This window comes from Enterobacter wuhouensis, assembly GCF_035835995.1.
GTDB classification, from domain to species: Bacteria; Pseudomonadota; Gammaproteobacteria; order Enterobacterales; family Enterobacteriaceae; genus Enterobacter; species Enterobacter wuhouensis.
Genome location: NZ_CP142124.1, coordinates 682,956 through 708,506, shown reverse-complemented (window position 1 = coordinate 708,506; position 25,551 = coordinate 682,956). Strand labels below are relative to the sequence as shown.

Sequence of the window (25,551 nt, the reverse complement as noted above, 5' to 3'; positions counted from 1 at the left end):
CATGGGTAAATTAGCGTTAGCGGCAAAAATCACGCACGTTCCGTCGATGTACCTCTCCGAGCTGCCGGGGAAAAACCACGGCTGCCGCCAGTCGGCCATCGACGGGCATAAAGAGATCAGCAAGCGCTGCCGCGAGCTGGGCGTGGACACCATCATCGTGTTCGACACCCACTGGCTGGTGAACAGCGCGTACCACATCAACTGTGCGGACCATTTTGCGGGCGTCTACACCAGCAACGAGCTGCCGCACTTTATCCGCGACATGACCTACGACTACGACGGCAACCCGGAACTCGGCCAGCTGATCGCCGACGAAGCGGTGAAGCTGGGCGTGCGCGCCAAAGCGCACAACATCCCGAGCCTCAAGCTGGAGTACGGCACGCTGGTGCCGATGCGCTACATGAACGCGGATAAGCACTTCAAGGTGATCTCCATCTCGGCGTTCTGCACGGTTCACGACTTTGCCGACAGCCGCAGGCTGGGCGAGGCCATCGTCAGCGCGATCGAAAAATACGACGGCACCGTGGCGGTGCTCGCCAGCGGTTCGCTGTCGCACCGCTTTATCGACGACCAGCGCGCGGAGAAAGGGATGAACAGCTACACCCGCGAGTTCGACCGTCAGATGGACGAGCGCGTGGTGAAGCTGTGGCGCGAGGGCCAGTTCAAAGAGTTTTGCAGCATGCTGCCGGAGTACGCCGACTACTGCTACGGTGAGGGCAACATGCACGACACGGTGATGCTGCTGGGGATGCTCGGCTGGGACCAGTACGACGGCAAGGTGGAGTTTCTCACCGAGCTGTTCGCCAGCTCCGGCACCGGCCAGGTTAACGCCGTTTTCCCGCTGCCCGCGTAAGGAGCCACCGTGCCGCACTTTATTGCTGAATGTACCGACAACATCCGCGAGCAGGCCGACCTGCCGGGGCTGTTCGCCAAAGTCAACGAAGCGCTCGCCGCCACGGGCATCTTCCCCATCGGCGGTATCCGCAGCCGCGCCCACTGGCTGGACACCTGGCAGATGGCCGACGGCAGGCACGATTACGCCTTTGTGCATATGACGCTGAAGATTGGTTCCGGGCGCAGCCTGGAGAGCCGGGAAGCCGTGGGGGAGATGCTGTTTGCGCTGATCAAAACTCACTTTGCGGAGCTGATGGCCGCCCGCTATCTGGCGCTGTCGTTCGAGCTCGACGAGCTGCACCCGACGCTCAATTACAAACAAAACAACGTGCACACATTGTTTAAGTAGCCGTTTGCTCGCCCGGTGGCGCTGCGCTTACCGGGCCTACAACGGCTCCGAACGTAGGCCGGGTAAGCGCAGCGCCACCCGGCAACAGCCGCACAAAGGATATCGCCATGCTCGACAAACGTACCCATACCCTGATCGCCCATCGTCTGCATCAGGCGGAACAATCCCGGGAGCAGATCCGCGCGATCTCGCTGGAGTACCCGGAGATCACCATTGAAGACGCCTACGCCGTCCAGCGCGAATGGGTGAGCCTGAAGATCGCCGAAGGCCGCGTGCTGAAGGGCCACAAGATCGGCCTCACCTCCAAAGCGATGCAGGCCAGCTCCCAGATAAGCGAGCCGGACTACGGCGCGCTGCTGGACGACATGTTCTTCCACGACGGCAGCGACATCCCCGTCGATCGCTTTATCGTTCCGCGCATCGAAGTGGAGCTGGCCTTCGTGCTGGCGAAGCCGCTGCGCGGCCCGAACTGCACCATCTTCGACGTCTACAACGCCACGGATTACGTCATCCCCGCGCTGGAGCTGATCGACGCCCGCTGCCACAACGTTGACCCGGAAACCCAGCGCCCGCGCAAGGTGTTCGACACCATCTCCGATAACGCCGCCAACGCGGGGGTGATCCTCGGCGGTCGTCCGATTAAGCCCGACGCGCTGGATCTGCGCTGGATCTCCGCCCTGCTCTACCGCAATGGGGTGATTGAAGAGACCGGCGTTGCCGCAGGCGTGCTTAACCACCCGGCGAACGGCGTGGCGTGGCTGGCGAACAAGCTGGCGCCGTACGACGTGCAGCTTGAGCCGGGGCAGATCATTCTCGGCGGCTCCTTTACCCGCCCGGTGCCCGCCAGCAGAGGCGACACCTTCCACGTCGACTACGGCAGCATGGGCTCCATCAGCTGCCGCTTTGTGTAAGGAGACCACCATGCAAAACGCATTCAAAGCGGCGCTGAAGGCGGGCCGTCCGCAAATCGGTTTATGGCTGGGGCTGACCAGCAGCTACAGCGCAGAGCTGCTGGCCGGAGCAGGATTCGACTGGCTGCTGATCGACGGCGAGCACGCGCCGAACAGCGTGCAGACCGTCTTAACCCAATTACAGGCCATCGCGCCTTATCCCAGCCAGCCGGTGGTGCGCCCGTCGTGGAACGATCCGGTGCAGATTAAGCAGCTGCTGGACGTGGGGGCGCAAACCCTGCTGGTGCCGATGGTGCAAAACGCCGACGAAGCGCGGCTGGCGGTACGTTCCACCCGCTACCCGCCTGCGGGCATTCGCGGCGTCGGCAGCGCCCTGGCGCGCGCCTCGCGCTGGAACCGCATTCCGGACTACCTCCAACAGGCCAACGACGCCATGTGCGTGCTGGTGCAAATTGAAACCCGCGAAGCGCTAAAAAACCTGCCGCAGATCCTGGACGTGGAAGGCGTCGACGGCGTGTTTATCGGCCCGGCGGATCTGAGCGCCGACATGGGCTTTGCCGGCAATCCGCAGCACCCGGAGGTGCAGGCCGCCATCGAGCAGGCGATCGCGCAGATACGCGCCGCCGGTAAAGCGCCCGGCATCCTAATGGCGAACGAGCCGCTGGCAAAACGCTACCTTGAGCTTGGCGCGCTGTTTGTCGCCGTCGGCGTCGACACCACCCTGCTCGCCCGCGGCGCGGAGGCGCTGGCGGCACGCTTTATCGAACAGCCGGCTACGTCAGTGAATAACAATAAATCCGTCTACTAAACGTAAGATCTGGAGCGCACCATGACGACCTCTACCCTGCAAGATAATAAAGCTGTAGAAAATCGCGTTATCAACAAGCTGTTCCGACGCCTGATCGTGTTTCTCTTCATCCTGTTTGTCTTTTCGTTTCTCGATCGCATCAACATCGGCTTTGCCGGGCTGACGATGGGTAAAGATCTGGGCCTTACGTCGACCATGTTTGGCCTGGCCGCGACGCTGTTTTACGTCACCTACGTGCTGTGCGGGATCCCGAGCAACATCATGCTGGCGAAGATCGGCGCGCGGCGCTGGATCGCCGGGATCATGGTGGTGTGGGGCATCGCCTCCACCTGCACCATGTTCGCCACCAGCCCGCACACGCTCTACGTCCTGCGCATGCTGGTCGGCATTGCCGAAGCCGGCTTCCTGCCGGGGATCCTGGTCTATCTGACCTGGTGGTTCCCGGCCTATCACCGCGCCCGCGCCAACGCGCTGTTTATGATCGCCATGCCGGTGACCATGATGCTCGGCTCGATCCTCTCCGGGTACATTCTGGCGATGGACGGGCTGTGGAACCTGAAGGGCTGGCAGTGGCTGTTCCTGCTGGAGGGGCTGCCGTCGGTGGTGCTGGGCGTGGTGACATGGTTTTACCTCAACGACACGCCGGATCAGGCTACCTGGCTGGACGACGACGAAAAGCAGGCGCTGAAAACGATGATCGCCCGCGAGCAGGAGGTCGCCATTGCCCAATCCGTCACGCCGCGCTCGACGCTGCGCGAAGTGCTGACCCCGGCGGTGCTGCTCTACACGCTGGCCTACTTCTGCCTGACCAACACGCTCAGCGCCATCAACATCTGGACGCCGCAGATCCTGCAAAGCTTCAACACGGGAAGCAGCAATATCGTCATCGGCCTGCTGGCGGCGATCCCGCAGTTTTGCACCATTCTTGGGATGATCTGGTGGAGCCGCCGCTCCGACAGGCTGAAAGAGCGAAAAAAGCACACCATCCTGCCGTACCTGTTCGCCGCGGCGGGATGGATGCTGGCCTCGGCCACCGATCACAGCCTGATCCAGCTGCTTGGCATCATTATGGCCTCAACCGGATCCTTTACCGCCATGGCCATATTCTGGACCACGCCGGATCGGGTGATTAGCCTGCAGTCCCGCGCGGTGGCGCTGGCGGTGATCAACGCCATCGGCAACGTCGGATCCGCCGTCAGCCCATTGCTGATCGGGATCCTGCGCGACGCGACCGGCAGCTTTAGCTCCGGACTGTGGTTTGTGGCCGGGCTGCTGGTGGTCGGCGCGCTGGTGCTGACGCGCATTCCGATGACGCAGCGGGATCAACAGAGGAACGATCATGTGCCAGAGCCCCATCGCCAACATTGATATCAGCAAGGAGTACGACGAAAGTCTGGGTACCGACGATGTGCACTACCAGTCGTTCGCCCGCATGGCGGCCTTTTTTGGCCGCGACATGCAGGCGCATCGTCACGACCAGTATTTTCAGATGCACTTTCTCGATACCGGACAGATTGAACTCCAGCTCGACGATCACCGCTACTCGGTGCAGGCCCCGCTGTTCGTCCTCACGCCGCCGTCGGTGCCGCACGCGTTTATTACCGAATCCGACAGCGACGGACACGTGCTGACGGTGCGCGAGGATCTGATCTGGCCGCTGCTCGAGGTACTCTACCCCGGTACGCGGGAAGCGTTTGGCCTGCCGGGGATCTGCCTCTCGCTGGCCGACAGGCCGGACGAGCTGGCGGCGCTGAAGCACTACTGGCAGCTGATTGCCCGGGAATCCACGGAGCAGCTGCCGGGGCGCGAGCACACGCTGGTCCTGCTGGCGCAGGCGGTCTTTACCCTGCTGCTGCGCAACGCGAAGCTCGACGACCACGCTTCCGGCGGCATGCGCGGCGAGCTGAAGCTGTTCCAGCGCTTTACCCAGCTGATAGATGCCCACTACCACCAGCACTGGACGGTGCCGGAATACGCCAGCGAGCTGCACCTGACCGAATCCCGCCTGACCGATATCTGCCGCCGCTTCGCCAACCGCCCGCCGAAGCGGCTGATCTTCGACCGCCAGCTTCGCGAAGCCAGGCGGCTGCTGCTCTTCTCCGACAGCGCGGTGAGCGAGATTGCCTGGCAGCTGGGGTTTAAGGATCCGGCCTATTTTGCCCGGTTTTTTAACCGCTTAGTGGGGTGCTCGCCGAGCGCGTATCGGGCGCAGAAAGTACCGGTGAAACCTTACCCCTCACCCTAACCCTCTCCCCATAGGGGAGAGGGTTAGGGTGAGGGGACAACGATCACAAATCCCAATCCCGCCCGAAAAGTACCCGCCGTTGTCCCAATCGTCCCTTCACGTTACGCCCCTCGCAGGCTTCAATTAAACAACAAAAACAAAACATAAGTTTAACAATACTATTCCGATACGAGGTCCCTATGAAGCCTGAAGATTTCCGCGCTGATGCCAAACGTCCGTTAACCGGCGAAGAGTATTTAAAGAGCCTGCAGGACGGCCGTGAGATTTATATCTACGGCGAGCGCGTCAAAGACGTCACCACCCATCCGGCGTTTCGCAACGCGGCGGCCTCCATCGCGCAGATGTACGACGCGCTGCACAAGCCGGACATGCAGGACACCCTCTGCTGGGGCACCGACACCGGCAGCGGCGGCTATACCCATAAGTTCTTCCGCGTGGCGAAAAGCGCCGATGACCTGCGCCAGCAGCGCGACGCCATCGCCGAGTGGTCGCGCCTGAGCTACGGCTGGATGGGCCGCACGCCGGACTACAAAGCCGCATTCGGCTGCGCGCTCGGCGCTAACCCGGCCTTCTACGGCCAGTTCGAACAGAACGCCCGCAACTGGTACACCCGCATTCAGGAAACCGGCCTGTACTTCAACCACGCCATCGTTAACCCGCCGATCGACCGCCACAAGCCGGCGGACGAGGTGAAAGACGTCTACATCAAGCTGGAGAAAGAGACCGACGCCGGGATCATCGTCAGCGGTGCGAAAGTGGTGGCAACCAACTCGGCGCTGACCCACTACAACATGATCGGCTTTGGCTCCGCGCAGGTGATGGGCGAAAACCCGGACTTTGCGCTGATGTTCGTCGCGCCGATGGATGCCGAAGGCGTGAAGCTGATCTCCCGCGCCTCTTACGAGATGGTGGCAGGCGCAACCGGATCCCCGTACGACTACCCGCTCTCCAGCCGCTTCGACGAGAACGACGCGATCCTGGTGATGGACCACGTGCTGATCCCCTGGGAAAACGTGCTGATCTACCGCGATTTCGACCGCTGCCGCCGCTGGACGATGGAGGGCGGCTTTGCGCGGATGTACCCGCTGCAGGCCTGCGTGCGCCTGGCGGTGAAGCTCGACTTCATCACCGCCCTGCTGAAGAAATCCCTGGAGTGCACCGGCACCCTGGAGTTCCGCGGCGTGCAGGCGGATCTCGGGGAAGTGGTGGCCTGGCGCAACATGTTCTGGGCGCTGAGCGACTCCATGTGTTCCGAAGCCACGCCGTGGGTCAACGGCGCGTACCTGCCGGATCACGCCGCGCTGCAAACCTACCGCGTGATGGCCCCGATGGCCTACGCCAAGATCAAGAACATCATCGAGCGTAACGTGACGTCCGGTCTGATCTACCTGCCGTCCAGCGCCCGCGACCTGAACAACCCGCAGATCGACCAGTATCTGGCGAAGTACGTGCGCGGCTCGAACGGTATGGATCACGTCGAACGCATCAAGATCTTGAAGCTGATGTGGGACGCCATCGGCAGCGAGTTTGGCGGCCGTCACGAGCTGTACGAAATCAACTACTCCGGCAGCCAGGATGAGATCCGCCTGCAGTGTCTGCGCCAGGCGCAAAGCTCCGGCAACATGGACAAGATGATGGCGATGGTCGACCGCTGCATGTCCGAATACGACCAGCACGGCTGGACGGTGCCGCACCTGCACAACAACAGCGATATCAACATGCTCGACAAGCTGCTGAAATAGCGCAGCGGGAGGTTGCAATGCATTCAGATGAACAACGCCTGCGTTTTCGCGACGCGATGAGCAGCCTGTCGGCTGCGGTTAATGTGGTCACCACCGAGGGCGAGGCGGGCCGCTGCGGTATCACCGCCACCGCCGTCTGTTCGGTGACGGATACACCGCCTTCGCTGATGGTCTGCATCAACGCCAACAGCGCCATGAATCCGGTCTTTCAGGGCAACGGCAGGCTGTGCGTGAACGTGCTGAACCACGAGCAGGAGATTATGGCCCGCCACTTCGCCGGGATGACCGGCATGGCCATGGAGGAGCGGTTTACCCTCTCCTGCTGGCAGAAAGGGCCGCTGGCGCAGCCGGTGCTGAAAGGCGCGCTGGCAAGCCTGGAGGGCGAGATAAGTCAGGTGCAGGCCATCGGCACGCATCTCGTCTATCTTGTTGAAATTAAAAACATCATCCTCAGTGAAGAGGGCCACGGCCTGATCTATTTTAAACGCCGCTTCCACCCGGTAGTCATGGAGATGGAGGCCGCGATTTAATCCCCCGGCGTAAAAAAACGCTAAGGTTTCCGCAAAAGTACGCCGTTAACTATCCATAAGATAAATTTTCCGGGGCGGCAGGCGCTTATCGCCAGCCGCCCCCTTAACGCTGGAAAGTCTTATGGCTCCTTCATCCCGTAGCCGCTCGGCTGAACGTCTGGTTGACATTATTATTGCCCTGCACCGCGACGGAAACGTTACTCGTAGCGATCTGATGCAAAAATTTGGCATTACCGAACGTACGGTTTACCGCGATTTACAGGCGCTCTCCCCGATTATCGAACACGACGGCAAAGGGCAGTATCAGCTGCTTCCGGCCTATCAGCAAAATCGCTGCACGCATTGTCATGAAGTGAACGGCGAAGCCGCACAAGAGTAGATTATCCTTAGTGATCTCAATCACATATTTTTCTCCGCTGGCGGCGAGCCTTAACCACTCGCCCTCGCTTTTGACCGCTCACGCATCGCTTTCAACCACTCACCCATTTACCGTACTTTACGCGCGCAAAGATCTGGCACGATCCCCCCAGCATTAATCAATACCTCCTCACAACAAACCCTGACCCCTTTTTCTTACATAAAAAACCAGGTCTATTATGGATACTAAAAAACTACTGAAGCACGTGCCCTGGGCATTACTCGGGATCCTCGGCGCTTTCTGTCTGGCGGTTGTCGCATTACGCCGGGGCGAACACGTAAGCGCCCTGTGGATCGTGGTCGCGTCGGTTTCCGTCTATCTTGTGGCTTATCGCTACTACAGCCTGTACATCGCGCAGAAGGTCATGAAGCTCGACCCGACGCGCGCCACCCCGGCGGTCATTAACAATGACGGCCTGAACTACGTGCCAACCAACCGCTACGTGCTGTTCGGCCACCACTTTGCCGCGATCGCAGGCGCTGGCCCGCTGGTCGGCCCGGTGCTGGCCGCGCAGATGGGCTACCTGCCGGGTACCCTGTGGCTGCTCGCCGGCGTGGTGCTGGCGGGTGCGGTGCAGGACTTTATGGTGCTGTTTATCTCTTCTCGCCGTAACGGCGCCTCTCTGGGTGAGATGGTCAAAGAAGAGATGGGCCGCGTGCCGGGGACTATCGCGCTGTTCGGCTGCTTCCTGATTATGATCATCATCCTCGCGGTGCTGGCCCTGATCGTGGTGAAAGCGCTGGCCGAAAGCCCGTGGGGTGTCTTCACCGTCTGCTCAACCGTGCCGATTGCGCTGTTCATGGGTATCTACATGCGCTTTATCCGTCCGGGCCGCGTGGGTGAAGTGTCGGTCATCGGTATCGTGCTGCTGGTTGCCTCCATCTACTTCGGCGGCGTGATTGCGCACGACCCGTACTGGGGCCCGGCGCTGACCTTCAAGGACACCACCATCACCTTCGCGCTGATTGGCTATGCGTTTATCTCCGCGCTGCTGCCGGTGTGGCTGATTCTGGCCCCGCGCGACTACCTGGCGACCTTCCTTAAAATCGGCGTTATCGTCGGTCTGGCGATCGGTATCCTGGTGATTAACCCGGATCTGAAAATGCCTGCGGTCACGCAGTACATCGACGGCACCGGCCCGCTGTGGAAAGGCGCGCTGTTCCCGTTCCTGTTTATCACCATCGCCTGCGGCGCGGTCTCTGGCTTCCACGCCCTGATTGCGTCCGGTACCACGCCTAAGCTGCTGGCGAACGAGAAAGACGCGCGTCTGATCGGCTACGGCGCAATGCTGATGGAGTCCTTCGTGGCGATCATGGCGCTGGTGGCAGCCTCCATCATCGAGCCGGGCCTGTACTTCGCGATGAACACCCCGCCTGCTGGCCTCGGCATTACCATGCCGAACCTGCACGAGATGGGCGGTGACAACGCGGCGCTGATAATGGCGCAGCTGAAGGACGCGAGCGCACACGCCGCGGCGACCGTCAGCTCCTGGGGCTTCGTGATTTCGCCTGAGCAGATCATGCAGACCGCGAAAGACATCGGCGAACCGTCCGTGCTGAACCGCGCAGGTGGTGCTCCTACGCTGGCCGTCGGTATCGCACACGTGTTCCACAAAGTGCTGCCGTGGGCGGACATGGGCTTCTGGTACCACTTCGGTATTCTGTTCGAAGCGCTGTTCATCCTGACCGCGCTGGACGCCGGTACCCGTGCGGGCCGCTTCATGCTGCAAGATTTGCTCGGTAACTTCGTGCCGTTCCTGAAGAAAACTGATTCACTGGTCGCCGGTATTCTGGGTACTGCGGGCTGCGTCGGCCTGTGGGGCTACCTGCTGTATCAGGGCGTTGTTGACCCGCTGGGCGGCGTGAAGAGCCTGTGGCCGCTGTTCGGTATCTCTAACCAGATGCTCGCAGCCGTTGCTTTGGTGCTCGGTACCGTGGTCCTCGTGAAGATGAAACGCACCAAATACATCTGGGTAACGGTTGTTCCTGCGCTGTGGCTGCTGCTCTGCACCACCTGGGCGCTTGGCCTGAAGCTGTTCAGCGCCAACCCGCAGCTGGAAGGCTTCTTCTTCATGGCTAACCAGTACAAAGAGAAGATTGCCGCAGGCGGCGGGGATCTGACCGCGCAGCAGATTGCCAACATGAACCATATCGTGGTGAACAACTACACCAACGCGGGTCTGAGCATTCTGTTCCTGGTGGTGGTGTACAGCATCATCTTCTACGGTATCAAAACCTGGATGAACGTGCGCAACGCCGACGGGCGTACGGATAAAGAAACCCCGTACGTGCCGGTGCCGGAAGGCGGCGTGAAGACCTCTTCTCACCATTAATTCACAAACATCCCCTCACCCTAACCCTCTCCCCAAAGGGGAGAGGGGACGATTCCACCCTCTCCCCTTTGGGGAGAGGGTCGGGGTGAGGGGTGCTTTTTTGTCTGGAACCCACAATGTTTGGTAACTTAGGCGAAGCAAAAAAATACCTCGGTCAGGCGGCGAAAATGCTGATTGGCATTCCGGACTATGACAACTACGTTGAGCATATGAAGACCAACCATCCGGATAAGCCGTACATGACCTACACCGAATTCTTCCGCGAGCGTCAGGAAGCGCGCTACGGCGGAAGTGGAGAAGGCGGCGTCCGCTGCTGCTAAAGGAGAGACCATGACCCCGATTGCCGTTACCCTGCTGACCGGTTTTCTCGGCGCAGGCAAAACCACCCTGCTGCGCCATATCCTGAATGAACAGCACGGCTTCAAAATCGCCGTCATCGAAAACGAGTTCGGCGAAGTCTCCGTTGACGACCAGCTGATAGGCGATCGCGCCACCCAGATCAAAACCCTCACCAACGGCTGCATCTGCTGCACCCGCTCTAACGAATTAGAAGACGCCCTGCTGGACCTGCTCGACAGCCGCGATCGCGGCGAGATCGACTTTGACCGTCTGGTGATTGAGTGCACCGGCATGGCCGACCCCGGCCCGATTATTCAAACCTTTTTCTCTCACGAGATCCTCTGCCAGCGCTACCTGCTGGACGGCGTGATTGCTCTGGTAGACGCGGTACACGCCGACGAGCAGATGAACCAGTTCACCATCGCCCAGTCTCAGGTGGGCTACGCCGACCGCATCCTGCTCACCAAAACCGACGTGGCCGGTGAGAGCGAAAAACTTCGCGAGCGCCTGACGCGCATTAACGCGCGCGCGCCGATTTACACCGTGACGCACGGCGATATCGATCTGTCTCAGCTGTTCAACACCAGCGGCTTTATGCTGGAAGAGAACGTCACCGCGAAACCGCGCTTTCACTTTATGGCGGATAAGCAAAACGACGTGGCGTCGATTGTGGTGGATCTGGACTACCCGGTGGACATCAGCGAGGTATCGCGCGTGATGGAGAACCTGCTGCTGTCGTTTGCCGACAGGCTGTTGCGCTACAAGGGCATGCTGTGGATCGACGGCGAGCCAAACCGCCTGCTGTTCCAGGGCGTGCAGCGCCTGTACAGCGCCGACTGGGACAGGCCGTGGGGCGATGAAACGCCACGCAGCGTGATGGTGTTTATTGGTTTAGAACTGCCGGAAGAGGAAATTCGGGCGGCGTTTGCAGGGTTACGTAAATAGCGGCATGTCCCGTTAACCCCCACGCTGAGGAAAAGGGTTAACGGGAACGTTTAGAAAGTTCGGGACTGCGTATAAATTAAACATAAAAATGTAAACTTAGGTATTTATCCATTTCAACAGAAACATTTTTGGAAATTATTAGAAATACAATTAATGCGTTTCAAATCACTATTTCTTCCCCCGTTCAGCGTCCGTTTAGATAAAAATTAAACTCAATCTAAACATAAAAGCATTACGTATTGACGTCATGTTGCCCCAACTCCGCCATAACAATCAAAAGCAAAATCATTAACAAAATCAGCATAAAACCGCGACCACCGTCACATTTGCAGTCATAAACATCGCTTGTTAAGGTGTCCTCAGATTAATTTGATGACGAGGAAATACTCATGAAAAAGCTCAACGTTCTTATCCTTTCCGCTCTGACCGTAGTTTCTGGCTCCGCACTGGCAATGGGCGGCAGCATTGAGCAGGGTAAAAACTTTACTAACCTGAACGTGGAAATGGGTAAATCCTCTTCCGGCCTGTACACCGAAGGTAACTGGCTCAAAAACACCGATGACGGCACCCAGACCGGTGGCGTTGGCGCAGGTTACAACCTGGAAGTGGGCCCGGTGATGCTGAACGCTGGCGCGAAAGCTATCTACATCGGCCCTAAGAAAGGCGATAACGGCGTGGCGTTCCCAATCGGTGGCGGCGTGAACGTGGCCCTGACCGACAGCATTAACGTCTTCGGCGAAGGCTATGTTGCACCAGACGGCCTGAACAACAGCGTGAAAAACTACGTTGAAGCGAACGGCGGCGTAAGCTGGTCACCAATCAAGCCGGTTACGCTGAAAGTGGGCTACCGCCACGTGAGCGTTGACGGCAAAGACGGCCGTCCTAACCACACCCTGATTGACGGCGCATACTTCGGTGGCGGCGTGAGCTTCTAAGCCAGTACTTCGCCCGGCGGCGCTACGCACGGGCCTACAGTGAACAGTGCAATCTGCTGATACTGTTGCACATTGTAGGCCGGGTAAGCGCAGCGCCACCCGGCAAGAAAGGGTCATGGAAACCTGCCAACCGGCAGGTTTTTTTACTGCTTACTGACGCACGACTACCAGCTTCTGGTTCACAAACTCTTTGATCCCCAGATCCGACAGCTCGCGCCCGTAACCGGAGCGCTTCACGCCGCCAAACGGCAGCTCCGCAGCGGTATCGGTCAGCCAGTTGATGTAGACCATGCCGGTTTCAATGCGCGACGCCATTTTCTTCGCCCGCTCGATATCCTGACTGAACACCGCGCCGCCCAGGCCGTAGTGGGAATCGTTAGCCAGCGCGACCGCTTCGTCATCGCTTTTCACCACGTAAACCTGCGCGACCGGACCGAAGAACTCCTCGAAGTACGCCGGGTTATCGCGCGAGATATGCGTCAGGATCGTCGGCTCAAAGAAGCTGCCGTCACGCTGAACCGGCTTGCCGCCATGGTGCAGCTTCGCGCCATTTTTCACCGCCTCGTTAACCTGCTTAGTCAGCGTCTCGAGCGCATCTTTGGATGACAGCGGCCCCAGCGTGGTGGTTTCATCCAGCGGATCGCCAATTTTCACCTGCTTAAACGCCTCGGTGAATTTACTCAGGAACGCGTCTGCGATCTTCTCGTGCAGGATAAAGCGCTTCGCCGCCGTACAAACCTGCCCGGCGTTGTTGAGCCGCGCGTTAACGCCGATCTTCACGGCTTTATCCAGGTCGGCATCGTCCAGCACCACGAACACGTCGTTACCGCCCAGTTCAAGCGTAGATTTCTTGATGTGCTTCGCGGCCTGCGCCGCGACCACGCTACCCGCTTTCTCGGAACCGGTCAGTGCCGCCCCCTGCACGCGATCGTCGGCAATAATATTCGCCACCTGATCGGAGGAGATAAACAGGTTGGTCCACGCCCCTTCCGGCGCGCCCGCCTCGCGCACCAGGTGCGCAAAGGTTTCGGCACAGTGCGGCACGATGCTGGCGTGCTTGGCAATTACCGGGTTCCCCGCCGCCAGGTTCGGCGCGAGCACGCGCATCAGCTGATAGTAAGGGAAGTTCCACGGCTCGACGGCCATCAGCACGCCGATAGGATGGTGCTCAACCCAGGCTTCACCGAGTTCAGATTCGTATTTCACCGGCGCCAGGAACTGCTTCGCGTTGTCGGCGTAATAGCGGGCGATCTGCGCGCACAGTTTTACCTCGCCACGGCTCTGCTCAATGAGCTTACCCATCTCCTGACTGGCGATTTTTGCCAGATCCTCCACGCGCTCGTCGATCAGGTCGGCGAGCTTATGCAGCACCGGCAGGCGCTGGTTAATGTCGCCTTTCGCCCAGTCCGAATGGTAAAGCGCATCGGCCGCCTTGAGCGCCGCTTCGATATCCGCATCGGTATGTGAGGGGTATTCTTTGATGAGCTGGTTAGTGGCAGGATTTACTGTCTGATAAGCCATGTCGAATCTCCTTAATTTACCGCTTAGGGTATTAAGGGTAGTCACTCTGACTGGCTATGGACGTAAAGTTGGGTATATCCAGACGGTTCTTAGCGAGACGCTGTCGGGATACCCACCGGGATGGTATAAAAAACGTAGCTCATAAAAGGATACCCTATGCCCGATACCCGCCTCGTTCGTCAGACGTTCAACCGCGTGCCCGGCCTCGAACTGCGCAGCACGTGGCAGAGCACGCAGGCGTATAAGCGTCATAGCCATGCGCAAGTGTCGATCGGCGCGATTATGGAGGGGAGTACGCGGTGCGTGTGCGGTGGGCAGGAATATCTGCTGACGCCGGGCGACATCATTGCGATCCCCGCGCACGTCCCGCACAGCTGTAACCCGGTGGCCGGGCAGCCCCGCAGCTACCATATGCTCTACATCGACACTGACCTTCCCCTCGGGCAGCTGGTCATTCGTAACGCATCACTCTTTAAGCGCTATCTGGATGTTGTTGAAAACATGTCATCAAAGGCGCTGAACGCGTTGCTGTCAGCAATTCCTTCGAATGGAGAAGACAGGCAGAGACTACGTCCAATCAGCCAGCAGCTGCAGCAGGCGATTTTGCAGGATCTTGCCGCGCCGCCCACGCTGGACGCCCTGGCCCGGCAATTTTCCCTGCGTAAAGAGACGCTGATCCGCACCTTCAAGCAGGACACCGGCCTAACGCCAGGGCGTTTCCTCAACGTCTCCCGCGTGGAATATGCCAAAGCGCGCCTGCGTGCCGGAGATGAGATCGCCGACGTCGGCTACCAGAGCGGGTTTGCCGACCAGAGCCATTTCCACAAAACCTTTGTGAGCTACACCGCAGCTACGCCCCGCCAGTACGCGACCGGCCGATCAATATCAGACAATAAATAGGTTCTGGAACACCGTAAGCTGACCTCCGTTTTTATTCAGAGGTCGCTATGGAACTGTTCTTCCCCTCCGCATTTCTCGCCCTGGCGCTGGCGCATTTTGTTGCCCTGCTGAGCCCGGGTCCCGATTTTTTCTTGCTGGTAGGCTACGCCGCACGCTACCGCCTGCGCGGCAGCGCCGGGCTGTGCGTAGGGATTGCCGCAGGCAACGGGCTGTACATTTTGCTGGTGATTGCGGGATGGAGCGCGCTGCGCCAGTTTGCGTGGCTGTTCACGTTGATTGAGCTCTCCGGCGCGCTGTACCTGCTCTGGATTGGCTCGCACCTGGTGCGCAGCCGACCTCAGGCGCTGGCGCTGAATGAAACCCACCAGCGCTTTCCTTCGCTGCGTAAGCAGATCCTGCTGGGGCTCGGCTCGGCGCTGCTTAATCCGAAGAATGCCCTGTTCTATCTGGCGCTGATGACGGCGCTGCTGGGGCCGGACGTGACGCTGCTTCAACAGGCGACCTGCGGCGTCTGGATGGTGATGGTGGTGCTGGTGTGGGATCTGGCGCTGGTGTCGCTGATGGGGCTGCGAGCGGTTCAACAGAAGCTTAGCCGTTCGCTGTGGCGGATTGAGCGCACGGCGGGAGTGGTGCTGATGGGGTTTGGCGTGTGGGTGGTGTGGCGGTTGGTGGAAATTATACGCTGAGATAGCGGGCAGCCTAACGCCGCCCATTGCTTATTTTTTGTTTTGATCGCGCAGCATTGCTTCACGCAAAATGGCATTGAGCCTCGTCTGATAACCTTTTCCAGGCCGTTTAAGCCACTCCATCACGTCAGCGTCGATACGTACAGATGCCTGAGTTTTGAGTGGTCGATAGAACTTCCCTCGCACCGCCCCTGACCACTGTTCATCCCCTGCGGCAGGGATATCGCTATAATCAATCTCTGCTTCCGATTTTTCGGCGAGTGCTTTGAGCTCAGCCTCACGACGAGCACTAACCTCAAGCGCACTACCGCGTTTATGTTTAACCATGCTCATAACGGCTCCTCTCTTTACGGTCCGCCTTTCGTGCGCTAATGATTCGAATGACTTCGTCACCACTTTCAAAACGTACCGTGTGTGCGACCATAATGACAATTAGACCATGTACAAGGCCAATGGTCTGCCAACGGAACTCTCCATTTTCATGACGATCCTGCAGAGATAAATGGTAAGGATCGTCAAACACCAGAACTGCCTCTTCAAAGCGGATCCCATGCTTAATGAGATTACTTTTCGCTTTGTTGGTATCCCATTCAAACTCCGTTGGCATAGTTTACCCTTCCCTTATTGTATATACAAAAAAGCATATACAAAACGTTCGTAAATTGAACCAGTCGACATCATTCAATTTCATTTTCTGAAGGCGCATTCCAGAAGCTGAAATGCAGAGGCCCTTCTCCTTCTTTGCACTTTCCCCCCACAACCCTCTATCCTTAACCCATGGAAAAACATACCGAACTCAAACGCGCCAAGCTGCTGGCGCTGTCGCTGCTGCTGATTGCCGTCGCGGCGTTTATCACCACGCTCTTCCTGCCGCAGACCTTCTGGGTGCGCGGCGTGAAGGCCATTGCCGAGGCGGCGATGGTCGGCGCGCTGGCGGACTGGTTTGCCGTCGTCGCGCTGTTTCGCCGGGTGCCCATCCCGTTTATCGCGCGCCATACGGCGATCATCCCGCGCAATAAAGACCGGATTGGCGACAATCTTGGCCAGTTCGTGCAGGAAAAGTTCCTCGATACGCAATCCCTTGTCGCGCTGATCCGCCGCTACGAGCCGGCGCAGATGATTGGCACCTGGTTCAGCAAGCCCGACAACGCCCAGCGGGTCGGGCAGCATCTGATTCAGGTGATGAGCGGTTTTCTGGAACTCACCGACGACGGGCGCATACAGCGCCTGCTCAAACGCGCGGTGCATAAGGCCATCGACAAGGTTGATTTCACCGAAACCAGCGCCGTCATGCTGGAGAGCATGACCAAAAACAACCGCCATCAGGTGCTGCTGGATGCGATCATCAGCCGTCTGATTACGCTAATTCAGCGTGAAAGCACGCGGGAGTTTATCTCTGACCAGATCGTCCACTGGCTCAAGACCGAACACCCGCGCAAGGCGATGGTGCTGCCCACCGAATGGCTGGGCGACCAGAGCGCGGAGATGGTCTCGAACGCGGTGAATACGCTGCTGGACGATATCACCCACGACCGCACGCACCAGATCCGTCAGGCGTTTGACCGCGCCACGCTGAAGCTTATCGACAACCTGAAAAACGATCCGGAGATGGCGGCCAAAGCCGATAACATCAAGCACTATCTGAAGAATGACGACGCGTTTAACCGCTATCTGGGCGAGATGTGGGCCGACCTGCGCCAGTGGCTGAAGGCCGATATGCACAGCGAGGACTCGCGCGTGAAGCAGCGTATCGCTAATGCCGGCCAGTGGTTTGGTGAAACCCTGACGAACGACACGAACCTGCAGGCCTCGCTGAACGAGCATCTGGAGCAGGCCGCGCACCGCGTCGCGCCGGATTTTGCCGCTTTCCTGACCCGCCACATCAGCGACACGGTGAAAAGCTGGAACGCCAAAGATATGTCCCGCCAGATTGAGCTTAACATCGGCAAAGATCTGCAGTTCATTCGCGTCAACGGCACGCTGGTCGGCGGGACGATTGGCCTGATCCTGTTTTTACTCTCACAGCTGCCCGCCGTGCTGGCGCATTACTCCGCTTTTGGCGGCGCGATGACGTAGCGCGTTGTTTCGAAGCGGTTCAGGATCAGGTGCACCAGAAACACCATCGTCAGCGTCGCCACCAGCGCAACGGTGACGGAGGTGATGCGGTACAGATCGCTGAACACCAGATCGCTGTCCGGGTGCATGTTCTGGCCGAACATAATGCCGATGGTGGTAATACTGGCGAAGCCTACGCCTGCCCCGACCTTTTCCATCACGTGTAAACGCGCCCCAAACGCCAGACCGAGGCCAATCAGCGGCATCATCAGCAGCATATGGCTGCTGTGGTCGTAGAGGACGAGCTGCACGATGAGGATGTAAATACAGCCCAGCACCACGCCCACCACGCGCCAGATGGAGCTCATCACCGAGCCGCGATAGTGCATCGGGAACAGGATCAAAATGCCCGCCATCAGCGCCGAGAGCGAGTCGCTTAAATCGCTAATCTGAAAAATGACGAAAATCATCGTCGCGACGGTGCCGGAGAGCAGCGACTCGTGTCGCACGCGGGCATCGTCTTTCTCGATCAGCGGCGGCGGCCTGCGCGGCTCAACGTCCGGCAGCAGGTAGTTCATCAGCGCGCTCAGGCATACCGCCATCACGCTCGCTTCGATGTTGGAGAATAAAAGCGTGTGCCAGTTAGTGGTGGGATAGCTCATAAAGTTGAGCATCACGCTCTGGCAGACCACGCCCATTGAGCCAAACAGGAACAGCGGCCCCTTGCTCATAAAGCGAAAACGCATCACGTACAGGGCGAACACCACCAGCGTCATGATGACCGGCCATTGCGAAAGATAGCCGATGATGAGCACCATTTCGACGCAGTTGAGCGAGGCGCTAAAGATAAACTGCTTCGCCACGTGTCGGTTAAAGACCGGCACCAGCGAAAGGAGCATGATCGGGTAGACGACAAAAAACACGCCGTAGCTGGTGTTGTAGAAGCTGGAGATGCTGAGCGCGATCATCCCGGCAAAGACGATGCGCAGGGTCTGGCGAAAGTCATTTGCCGTATAGACGATGTTGCCATGCGGGGTAAAGACCCGCGCCAGGGTGCTAATAGACATCGAACTAATAAACATAGTGAAGCAGGCTCACCAGGTGGATCTGCATCCCGGAGAAGAAGCGCGCAAACGGTCCTTCGCTGTTGTAGAGCTGCACGGTGGCGCGCGCGCCGGTCGGCAGATGCTTCGGCAGCGCCTCGTCCAGCGCGACGTGAATGCGCATACGCTGGGCGTCGCGCACCCAGCGGTTGGAGGTTTCCGGCTCGGAGAGTTGACCGTTAACCGCTTCCTGCCCGGCGAGTATCCCCGCGTCGCTGCTGGTTACGTGGGCGCGGAACACCCGCCCCGGGAAGGCGTCAAAAACCACGGCGGCGTCGGTGCCCTGATGGGTATGGCGCAGGCTTTTTTCGCGGAAATCGGCCACGATATCGGTCTGGTTGTTCACCAGCGCCAGCGCGGCCGAGCCGGAAGTGGCGTAAAAGCCCGGGCTAAGCTGCAGATTACTCACCGTGCCGTCGGCTTCGGCATAAACCTTCGTCCAGCCGAGGTTCAGCTCGGCCTCATCCAGCGCGTTACGGTATTTTTGCAGCGTGACGTTGCGGTGCTCGTCCCGCTCGCCGCGCTGAATGCGCAGGTTATGGATGTTGGCCTGAAGTGAGCTAACGGACTGTTCGCTGCTCTGCCAGGTGGTGCGGACCTTATCCAAATCTGACTGGGAGACGTTCTGCAGCGTGCTCAGCTTCTGGTAACGGTCAAAGGTGACTTTGTCGTTACGCGCCGTCAGCACGGCGGTTTTCAGGCTGGCCTGCGCGGAGGCGATCTGCGCGTCCAGCTGATCGTTGGAGAGCCGAGCCTGCTCAAGCGCGATGTGCGCGGCTTCGACCTTATTGCGAAACGGCGTGTCGTCGAGTTCAAACAGCAGATCGCCTTTCTTGACCTGGCTGTTGTTGTGCACGTGGACGGCCGCCACGTAGCCGGAAACGCGCGCGGACACCGGGGTCACCACGCGCATCACGGTGGAGTCCGGCGTCAGCGGGATCCAGATATCCGCGACGATAAAGTAGACAAACATCAGCAGGAAAGAGGCAATACTTACCCTTACCCAGCGGGCAAACTTTTGTTCAGGAGTCATTATTTTTCGGTCTTGTTATCTTCTTCGCGGATTGTCCGCAAATTGCAGGCGATTTGATTCAGCGTGGCGCTGAAAATGTCGATATGTTCCGGCGCGATGTTTTGCGATACGCGAGCCTGAAAGTTCTCAATAACCTGGGTGAGCGTTTTAAGAACGGTTTTACCCTCAGGCGTCAGCGTCAACAGCCGGATGCGCTTGTCATAAGGCGATACGGCGCGCAGCAGGTAACCCTGCTTTTCCAGCTGCGTCAGGGTTCGCATCAGCGGCGGCAGTTCAATGCCCTGCACCTCCGCCAGCTCGCTCACCGAGACGTTATCCCCAAGCTGTTGAAGCTGCATCATCACCGTCCAGCTCGACTGGGTTAACCCGGTATCGAGAATGGCGTCGTCGATCACCGCGCGCCACTGGCGCACGACCATCGCCATCCGCATGCCCATCGGCCTGCGGCAGAACAGATCTTCTTCACTCATGGGGAGTCCTCTCGTATTACGCCATCACGATAATAGTTATCAGGATAAGTATCAAGAAACGAGAGGCGAAAGAGCAGGAATTGCGAAAACGATGTTCTCCCTCTCCCGAGAGGGTTCCCCCCAAAATAATGTCTGCACGGACGACCCCCTCTCCCTTGAGGGAGAGGGCGGGGGTGAGGGGGAACATACGACTCCGGCGGTCATTCCGTTCACTTTATGTTCCTTGCTACTCTGTAACGATATGACCGGTGAACGTGCCCGGGCCTGGTGATCTCTGCTTCCAGGGGGGGACGGCCTCTTCATCCCGCCACCAGGATTTTGCCGTCGGTCGTCAGGCTCTGAAAACGTTCGATATCAATAAAGCCGTCGATGTCCGCCAGCAGAGGCTTGAGTTCTGCGGCGAGCTGCAGGTAACGCGCCTAATGCGCGGGCGCGGCTTTGGCTTCGAAAATGACTGCAATCATGGGTGTCTCTCCGTTGTGAGGGTGAGGAGAGAATGCAGGCTGGAAAAGCACAATGCTTCGGTAAGGAGCGAAGTGTTGTGCCGGATGGCGCTGCGCTTATCCGGCCTACGGGCTCCTGTAGGCCCGGTAAGCGCAGCGCCACCGGGCGGGTCTTAACCCAGAATCGACCGCGGCTCCATAAACGCCCGAATCCCCCACTCGCCCATCTCGCGCCCCACGCCGGAGTGCTTAAACCCGCCGAACGGCGCTTTCGGTTCATGGGCAAGCGTGTTCACCAGCACCCGGCCTGCAACAATCTGCTGCGCCACGCGGCGCGCGCGGTCCGCATCGCCGCCCAGCACCATCGCGCTCAGGCCGTACTCTGTGTCGTTGGCAATGGCAATCGCCTCCGCCTCGTCACGATAGGGGATTACGCACAGCACCGGGCCGAAGATCTCTTCACGGGCAATCGTCATCTGATTGTTAACGTCTACAAACAGCGTCGGGCGCACAAACCAGCCGTCCCGGGTGCCTTCTGGTCGCCCTTCGCCGCCCGCCAGCAGGCGCGCGCCCTCTTCGCTTCCTTTGCGGATATAGCCCTGCACCCGCAGCCACTGCTTTTCGCTGACCATCGGGCCGACGTCCGTTGCGCTATCGCGCGGGTCGCCGGATTTGACCGCCGCCACGGCCTGCGCCAGCGCGGTTTCGATCTCCGCCTTACGCGCCTGCGGCACCAGAATGCGCGTTCCGGCCACGCACGCCTGCCCGCTGTTCATAAACCCGGCCTGAATCACCAGCGGGATCGCCTGCGCCAGATCCACATCATCCAGCAGGATCGTCGGCGATTTGCCGCCCAGCTCCAGGGTCACGCGCTTAAAGCTCTCCGCCGCGTTGCGCAGGATCGCCCTGCCGGTATTGGTCGAGCCGGTAAAGGAGATTTTTGCCACGTCCGGATGGCGGCTGAGGGTTTCTCCTACCGTGTCGCCGCGCCCGGTGACGATGTTAAACACGCCCGGCGGCAGGGCGGCATCGCGCAGCGCTTCGGTGACAATCCGGGTTTGCAGGGCGCTCATTTCGCTCGGCTTGATGACTGCCGTACAGCCCGCCGCCAGTGCGGCCGCCAGCTTGCCGCAGATAAATCCCGCGTCGCTGTTCCACGGCGTAATCAGCCCCGCTACGCCGAGCGGCGTCATCTGCACCCTGGCTGCGCCTGCGGGGGTGACGAATGCAAACGCCTCCAGCGCCTCAATGGCCTGGGCAATCACCTCCGCCGGATAGCTTGCCATCCACGCCGAGCGCGAGGCGGGCGCGCCGTACTCTTCAATGACCGCCTCCAGCAGATCGTCGTGGCGAGCGGCCACGGCGACGTGCATACGTTTTAGCGCCGCGATGCGTTCCTGCTTTGTGGTCTGCGACCACGCCGGAAACGCCGCTTTTGCCGCCGCAACGGCGCGCTCTGCGTCAACCTCATCCGCCAGGCGAACCTGGCCGATGACCCGCGCCGTCGCCGGGTTGTACAAATCAAACCACTCGGTACCGTGCGGGGTAACAAATTCGCCGTTAATAAAGATCTGTTCGATGGTGTGCATATAAACCTCCTCAGGCTGTGTGAACACAGTCTGGCACGGCTTCTCCGTTGCGATAATCCACGCTATGCTGCAAGGGTTGTTTCGATTTTTAGGATAATCTATGCATCGTTCAGGTCTGACAGAGCTGGAAGTGGTGATGGCGGTGGTGCGTCGCGGCAGCTTTCGCGGTGCGGCGCAGGAGCTGGGCATGTCCGCCACGGCGGTCAGCAACGCCATCGCCGGGCTGGAGAGCCGCCTTGATACCCGCCTCTTTAACCGCACCACCCGCAGCGTGGCGCTCACCGACGCCGGACAACGCTACGTGGCGCGTATCGGCCCGGCCCTGCAGGAGATCCGTCTCGCCAGCGAGGAGATCCACGGCGACGCCGGGGAACTTACCGGCACGCTGCGTCTGAACGTGCCGAATCATATCGGCACCCTGTTTCTGGACCAACTGCTGATCGACTTTATGATCCGCTACCCGAAGATGCGCGTAGAGACCGTCAGCGAAGCGCGAATGATCGACATCGTCGCGGAAGGCTATGACGCCGGGATCCGCCTTGAGGAGTCCGTGCCGCAGGACATGATCGCCGTGCCGCTGACCGGCGAGATCCGCCAGCTCGTCACCGCCACGCCGGAATATTTTTCGCGTCACGGCATTCCGCAGACGCCGGACGATCTGCTCTCGCATCAGGGGATCGGCATGCGCATGGCCCACGGCGGGATCTACCGCTGGGAGCTGTCGCGTCGCGGGGAGACGTACGCGCTGGCCGTGCCGCCGCGCTTTGCGACGTCCGATCTTTTCGCGTCAATTCGGGCCGTGAAGGCGGGTTTAGGAGTGGGGTTTTTACCGGAACTCTATATTCAGGACGAGCTGAAAAGCGGGGAACTGGTGAGCGTCTTAGATGACTGGACGCAGCCGTTTGCCGGGCTGCGCCTGTATTACCCAGGGCATCGCCACGTCCCGCCGGGACTGCGGGCGCTGGTGGCGACGATCCGCGAGCGCGGAATTATTCCAGGTTAGCCTTGTTCAGCCCGTAAGCCGCATCCAGCGATCCCGGCTCCATGCGGGAGGTGATCCCCAGACGGTTCCAGGCGTTGATCGCCACGATGGCGAAGTTTAGCTCTGAAATCTCGACGTCCGAGAAGTGCTCCGCCACGCTGCGGTACAGCGCGTCGCTCACGCCGTGAACCCCAATCTGCGTCAGCGCTTCGGTGAAGGCCAGCGCGGCTTTCTCGCGGGCGCTGAACAGCGGAGACTCGCGCCAGGCCGCCAGATGGTACAGGCGCAGCTCACGCTCCCCGGCGATTTTGGCCTCTTTCGAGTGCATGTCCAGGCAGAAGGTACAGCCGTTCAGCTGCGACACGCGAATGTCGATCAGGTGCTTCAGCGCCGGGTCGATGGAGGTTTTTGCCACTTCCATGCTCAGGGCGGACAGGGCGTTGGCGAGGGCAGGTGTAGCTTTGTGGTGGTTAACGCGAGTGCTCATTGTCTTTCCTCTTTTTGTGCGGCATGTGTCATGCGATGAGGCAAATCTACGCCGTTAATGACATAGTAAAAAGATACAAAATCACCAAAATGAGGTAGGACATGAAGCTCGGCTATCACGAGATCTATTCTCGCTATCGCGATTACATCACGCGCGGCGTGCTGAAGCCGGGCGACAGGGTGCCCGCCATCCGCGTGCTGGCCGAAGAGCTGAAGGTGGCGCGTAAAACCGTCGAAACGGCCTACGCCATCCTGACGGGCGAAGGGTATCTGGTGAGCCAGGGCGCGCGCGGCACGCGGGTGAATCCGGATCTTCTGCTGCCCGCCAAAAATGCGCCTGCGGAACAGCCCACCGGCACGCTGCCAGAATCGCTCATCAGCCAGCGCGAGCGGGCGGGATTTCTGCGCCCCGGCATTCCCTCGCTCGACAGTTTTCCCTATAAAAAATGGCTGCTGCTGGCGGGCCAGGCAACGCGCGCCATGCGTCAGGAGGAGATGCTCAACCCGCCCGTTCTGGGCTGGTATCCGCTGCGCGAGGCGATTGCCCGCTATCTCAATATCTCGCGCGGGCTCTCCTGCAGCGCCGAGCAGATCTTAATCACCAGCGGCTACAGCGGCAGCCTGCGGCTGATCCTCGATACCCTCGCCAGCCGCAGCGACAAGGTGGTGTTTGAAGATCCTGGCTACTTTATGGGACAGCAGCTTCTCAAGCGGATCGTGCCGCGGCTGCACACCGTGCCCGTCGATCGCTCTGGCGTTGATACCGAATACCTGCTGCGCAACCATCGCGACGCCCGCTTTGCTATCGTCACGCCGTCGCACCAGAGCCCGCTGGCGGTCACCCTCTCGCTGCCGCGCAAGCAGCAGCTGCTCGACTGGGCCTCGCAGCACGAGGCCTGGATCGTCGAGGACGACTACGACGGCGAATTTCACTACACCCGCAAGGTGCTGCCGTCGCTGAAAAGCCTCGACCAGCACGACCGGGTGATCTTTATGGGCACCTTCAGCAAAACCATCATGCCGTCGCTGCGGATGGGCTATATCGTGATGCCCGCCAGCACCGTTGAGGCGTTCACCGACTGCGCGGACATCGTCGCCAGCGGCCAGCCGGTGCTGACGCAGAAGATCCTCACCGCGTTCCTCAACGAGGGGCATTTTTTCCGCCATCTCAAGAAAATGCGAGCCCTGTACCAGACCCGCCGCAACTGGATGATTGCCGCCCTGCGCGAGGTGTATGGCGATCTGTTTTTCACCGAGCAAAACGACGGCGGGATGCATGTTGTGGCGTTTCTCACGAAGGGAAGCTGCGACCGGGAGATTGCGCACTGCTGGCAGGCGCAGCAGCTGCAGGTGAACGCACTTTCTGAATGGTATCGCGGGTCGGGCAAACGCTACGGGCTGGTGATGGGCTATAACAACGTGCGGTCGTATCAGGAGGCGGTGGATTTGCTGGAAAGGCCGAAACGGCAGACGCTTGCGCTGTTGAGCTGAAATCGCCGGGTGGCGGCTGCGCCTTACCCGGCCTACGTTCTGCGGTGCATTGCCGCCTACACGTCATACCGCGACAACCCCACATCCTTGAGCTGCTCGTCGCTCATCTGGCTCAATATGCGGCGGGTGCGGTTGATGCGATACCAGTTGCAGATCGTTTTGCCGATCCAGACAAACACGACGAACGGACGTTTTGAACGGTTCTCATAGAATTCCACGATGCTCTCCTCACTGTGCCAGTGGGGATATCATCGTGGAAATCGGCTCGTACAATACAGATTCAAAAACAACTTTTGTTTAACATACAGATCCGCTAAAACAGTAACTGCATGGCAATTTTTGCG

27 protein-coding genes and 1 pseudogene are annotated in these 25,551 nt (G+C 59.5%); 18 read left to right on the top strand and 10 right to left on the bottom strand.

The window, feature by feature from the left end:
• Position 1 precedes the first annotated feature (1 nt).
• The 13 genes from hpaD to VPX56_RS03385 all read left to right on the top strand — a co-directional run bounded on the left by hpaD (position 2) and on the right by VPX56_RS03385 (position 12,448).
• Positions 2-853: a 3,4-dihydroxyphenylacetate 2,3-dioxygenase gene (hpaD, locus tag VPX56_RS03445; protein WP_326469896.1), complete on the top strand. Its 852-nt coding sequence runs from the start codon at positions 2-4 to the stop codon at positions 851-853.
• 9 nt (positions 854-862) lie between these two features.
• A complete protein-coding gene (locus tag VPX56_RS03440) occupies positions 863-1,243 on the top strand; it encodes a 5-carboxymethyl-2-hydroxymuconate Delta-isomerase (RefSeq protein ID WP_326469895.1) in 381 nt (126 codons plus the stop codon).
• Between the two features lie 107 nt (positions 1,244-1,350).
• Entirely contained in the window at positions 1,351-2,154 is an 804-nt protein-coding gene (gene hpaH, locus VPX56_RS03435) for a 2-oxo-hept-4-ene-1,7-dioate hydratase (protein ID WP_326469893.1), read from the top strand.
• A gap of 10 nt (positions 2,155-2,164) precedes the next feature.
• Positions 2,165-2,962 carry a 4-hydroxy-2-oxoheptanedioate aldolase gene (hpaI, locus tag VPX56_RS03430; protein WP_326469891.1) on the top strand — a complete coding sequence of 266 codons (798 nt, stop codon included), beginning with the start codon at positions 2,165-2,167 and terminating at the stop codon, positions 2,960-2,962.
• A gap of 21 nt (positions 2,963-2,983) precedes the next feature.
• The gene (gene hpaX / locus VPX56_RS03425; RefSeq protein WP_326469889.1) at positions 2,984-4,330 is read left to right on the top strand and encodes a 4-hydroxyphenylacetate permease; all 1,347 of its coding nucleotides are present in this window, start codon (positions 2,984-2,986) and stop codon (positions 4,328-4,330) included.
• Positions 4,302-5,207 carry a 4-hydroxyphenylacetate catabolism regulatory protein HpaA gene (gene hpaA, locus VPX56_RS03420; RefSeq protein WP_326469887.1) on the top strand — a complete coding sequence of 302 codons (906 nt, stop codon included), beginning with the start codon at positions 4,302-4,304 and terminating at the stop codon, positions 5,205-5,207. The genes hpaX and hpaA overlap by 29 nt, the downstream gene beginning before the upstream one ends.
• 179 nt (positions 5,208-5,386) lie before the next feature.
• On the top strand, positions 5,387-6,949 hold the full coding sequence (hpaB, locus tag VPX56_RS03415) for a 4-hydroxyphenylacetate 3-monooxygenase, oxygenase component (protein ID WP_014168483.1): 1,563 nt from the start codon (positions 5,387-5,389) through the stop codon (positions 6,947-6,949).
• 17 nt (positions 6,950-6,966) lie between these two features.
• On the top strand, positions 6,967-7,479 hold the full coding sequence (locus VPX56_RS03410; RefSeq protein ID WP_326469886.1) for a 4-hydroxyphenylacetate 3-monooxygenase reductase subunit: 513 nt from the start codon (positions 6,967-6,969) through the stop codon (positions 7,477-7,479).
• 121 nt (positions 7,480-7,600) lie between these two features.
• A complete protein-coding gene (locus VPX56_RS03405; RefSeq protein WP_326469884.1) occupies positions 7,601-7,858 on the top strand; it encodes an HTH domain-containing protein in 258 nt (85 codons plus the stop codon).
• Between the two features lie 217 nt (positions 7,859-8,075).
• Positions 8,076-10,229, top strand: a complete 2,154-nt coding sequence (locus tag VPX56_RS03400) for a carbon starvation CstA family protein (RefSeq protein WP_326469882.1) — start codon at positions 8,076-8,078, stop codon at positions 10,227-10,229.
• 116 nt (positions 10,230-10,345) lie between these two features.
• Positions 10,346-10,549: a YbdD/YjiX family protein gene (locus tag VPX56_RS03395; protein ID WP_003856610.1), complete on the top strand. Its 204-nt coding sequence runs from the start codon at positions 10,346-10,348 to the stop codon at positions 10,547-10,549.
• A 10-nt stretch (positions 10,550-10,559) separates the two neighbouring features.
• A complete protein-coding gene (gene yjiA, locus VPX56_RS03390) occupies positions 10,560-11,513 on the top strand; it encodes a GTPase (protein WP_131634079.1) in 954 nt (317 codons plus the stop codon).
• Between the two features lie 389 nt (positions 11,514-11,902).
• Positions 11,903-12,448: a YfaZ family outer membrane protein gene (locus VPX56_RS03385; RefSeq protein ID WP_326469880.1), complete on the top strand. Its 546-nt coding sequence runs from the start codon at positions 11,903-11,905 to the stop codon at positions 12,446-12,448.
• A gap of 150 nt (positions 12,449-12,598) precedes the next feature.
• Here VPX56_RS03385 and VPX56_RS03380 read toward each other — a convergent pair whose 3' ends face one another.
• Complete coding sequence (locus VPX56_RS03380) at positions 12,599-13,969, bottom strand: NAD-dependent succinate-semialdehyde dehydrogenase (protein WP_263609943.1); 1,371 nt, start codon at positions 13,967-13,969, stop codon at positions 12,599-12,601.
• A 156-nt stretch (positions 13,970-14,125) separates the two neighbouring features.
• Between VPX56_RS03380 and VPX56_RS03375 the strand changes: the two genes are divergently transcribed.
• Together VPX56_RS03375 and VPX56_RS03370 are read left to right on the top strand one after the other, a co-directional pair.
• Positions 14,126-14,869: an AraC family transcriptional regulator gene (locus VPX56_RS03375; protein ID WP_326469878.1), complete on the top strand. Its 744-nt coding sequence runs from the start codon at positions 14,126-14,128 to the stop codon at positions 14,867-14,869.
• A gap of 47 nt (positions 14,870-14,916) precedes the next feature.
• Positions 14,917-15,555 carry a LysE family translocator gene (locus tag VPX56_RS03370; protein ID WP_326469876.1) on the top strand — a complete coding sequence of 213 codons (639 nt, stop codon included), beginning with the start codon at positions 14,917-14,919 and terminating at the stop codon, positions 15,553-15,555.
• Between the two features lie 30 nt (positions 15,556-15,585).
• Here VPX56_RS03370 and VPX56_RS03365 read toward each other — a convergent pair whose 3' ends face one another.
• Positions 15,586-15,888 carry a BrnA antitoxin family protein gene (locus VPX56_RS03365; RefSeq protein ID WP_326469874.1) on the bottom strand — a complete coding sequence of 101 codons (303 nt, stop codon included), beginning with the start codon at positions 15,886-15,888 and terminating at the stop codon, positions 15,586-15,588.
• A complete protein-coding gene (locus VPX56_RS03360; RefSeq protein ID WP_010427219.1) occupies positions 15,875-16,162 on the bottom strand; it encodes a BrnT family toxin in 288 nt (95 codons plus the stop codon). Before VPX56_RS03360 ends, VPX56_RS03365 begins: the two co-directional genes overlap by 14 nt.
• Before the next feature lie 170 nt (positions 16,163-16,332).
• Here VPX56_RS03360 and VPX56_RS03355 point away from each other — a divergent pair, with 170 nt between their 5' ends.
• The gene (locus VPX56_RS03355; RefSeq protein ID WP_326469871.1) at positions 16,333-17,631 is read left to right on the top strand and encodes a DUF445 domain-containing protein; all 1,299 of its coding nucleotides are present in this window, start codon (positions 16,333-16,335) and stop codon (positions 17,629-17,631) included.
• Here VPX56_RS03355 and VPX56_RS03350 read toward each other — a convergent pair.
• The 5 genes and pseudogenes from VPX56_RS03350 to VPX56_RS03330 all read right to left on the bottom strand — a co-directional run bounded on the left by VPX56_RS03350 (position 17,601) and on the right by VPX56_RS03330 (position 22,248).
• On the bottom strand, positions 17,601-18,677 hold the full coding sequence (locus tag VPX56_RS03350) for a DUF2955 domain-containing protein (RefSeq protein ID WP_326469870.1): 1,077 nt from the start codon (positions 18,675-18,677) through the stop codon (positions 17,601-17,603). The two genes, VPX56_RS03355 and VPX56_RS03350, sit on opposite strands and share 31 nt — an antisense overlap.
• Positions 18,678-18,681: 4 nt before the next feature.
• Positions 18,682-19,749 (bottom strand): HlyD family secretion protein, encoded by a 1,068-nt coding sequence (locus tag VPX56_RS03345; RefSeq protein ID WP_131634087.1) that lies wholly within the window; start codon positions 19,747-19,749, stop codon positions 18,682-18,684.
• Positions 19,746-20,216, bottom strand: a complete 471-nt coding sequence (locus tag VPX56_RS03340) for a MarR family winged helix-turn-helix transcriptional regulator (protein ID WP_326469868.1) — start codon at positions 20,214-20,216, stop codon at positions 19,746-19,748. The genes VPX56_RS03345 and VPX56_RS03340 overlap by 4 nt, the downstream gene beginning before the upstream one ends.
• 277 nt (positions 20,217-20,493) lie before the next feature.
• Positions 20,494-20,626, bottom strand: a pseudogene (locus tag VPX56_RS03335) (antibiotic biosynthesis monooxygenase family protein); the annotation flags it as partial.
• Positions 20,627-20,832: 206 nt separating this feature from the next.
• Positions 20,833-22,248, bottom strand: a complete 1,416-nt coding sequence (locus VPX56_RS03330) for an aldehyde dehydrogenase family protein (protein WP_326469866.1) — start codon at positions 22,246-22,248, stop codon at positions 20,833-20,835.
• A 100-nt stretch (positions 22,249-22,348) separates the two neighbouring features.
• Between VPX56_RS03330 and VPX56_RS03325 the strand changes: the two genes are divergently transcribed.
• A complete protein-coding gene (locus tag VPX56_RS03325; protein WP_326469864.1) occupies positions 22,349-23,251 on the top strand; it encodes a LysR family transcriptional regulator in 903 nt (300 codons plus the stop codon).
• Here VPX56_RS03325 and VPX56_RS03320 read toward each other — a convergent pair.
• Positions 23,238-23,717, bottom strand: a complete 480-nt coding sequence (locus VPX56_RS03320) for a carboxymuconolactone decarboxylase family protein (protein ID WP_010427243.1) — start codon at positions 23,715-23,717, stop codon at positions 23,238-23,240. The two genes, VPX56_RS03325 and VPX56_RS03320, sit on opposite strands and share 14 nt — an antisense overlap.
• Before the next feature lie 101 nt (positions 23,718-23,818).
• On the opposite strand from VPX56_RS03320, the gene pdxR reads away from it, so the two are divergent.
• Positions 23,819-25,207: a MocR-like pyridoxine biosynthesis transcription factor PdxR gene (pdxR, locus tag VPX56_RS03315; RefSeq protein WP_326469861.1), complete on the top strand. Its 1,389-nt coding sequence runs from the start codon at positions 23,819-23,821 to the stop codon at positions 25,205-25,207.
• A gap of 56 nt (positions 25,208-25,263) precedes the next feature.
• On the opposite strand, the gene VPX56_RS03310 is transcribed toward pdxR, so the two are convergent.
• The gene (locus VPX56_RS03310; protein WP_023334364.1) at positions 25,264-25,425 is read right to left on the bottom strand and encodes a DUF1127 domain-containing protein; all 162 of its coding nucleotides are present in this window, start codon (positions 25,423-25,425) and stop codon (positions 25,264-25,266) included.
• Positions 25,426-25,551 lie beyond the last annotated feature (126 nt).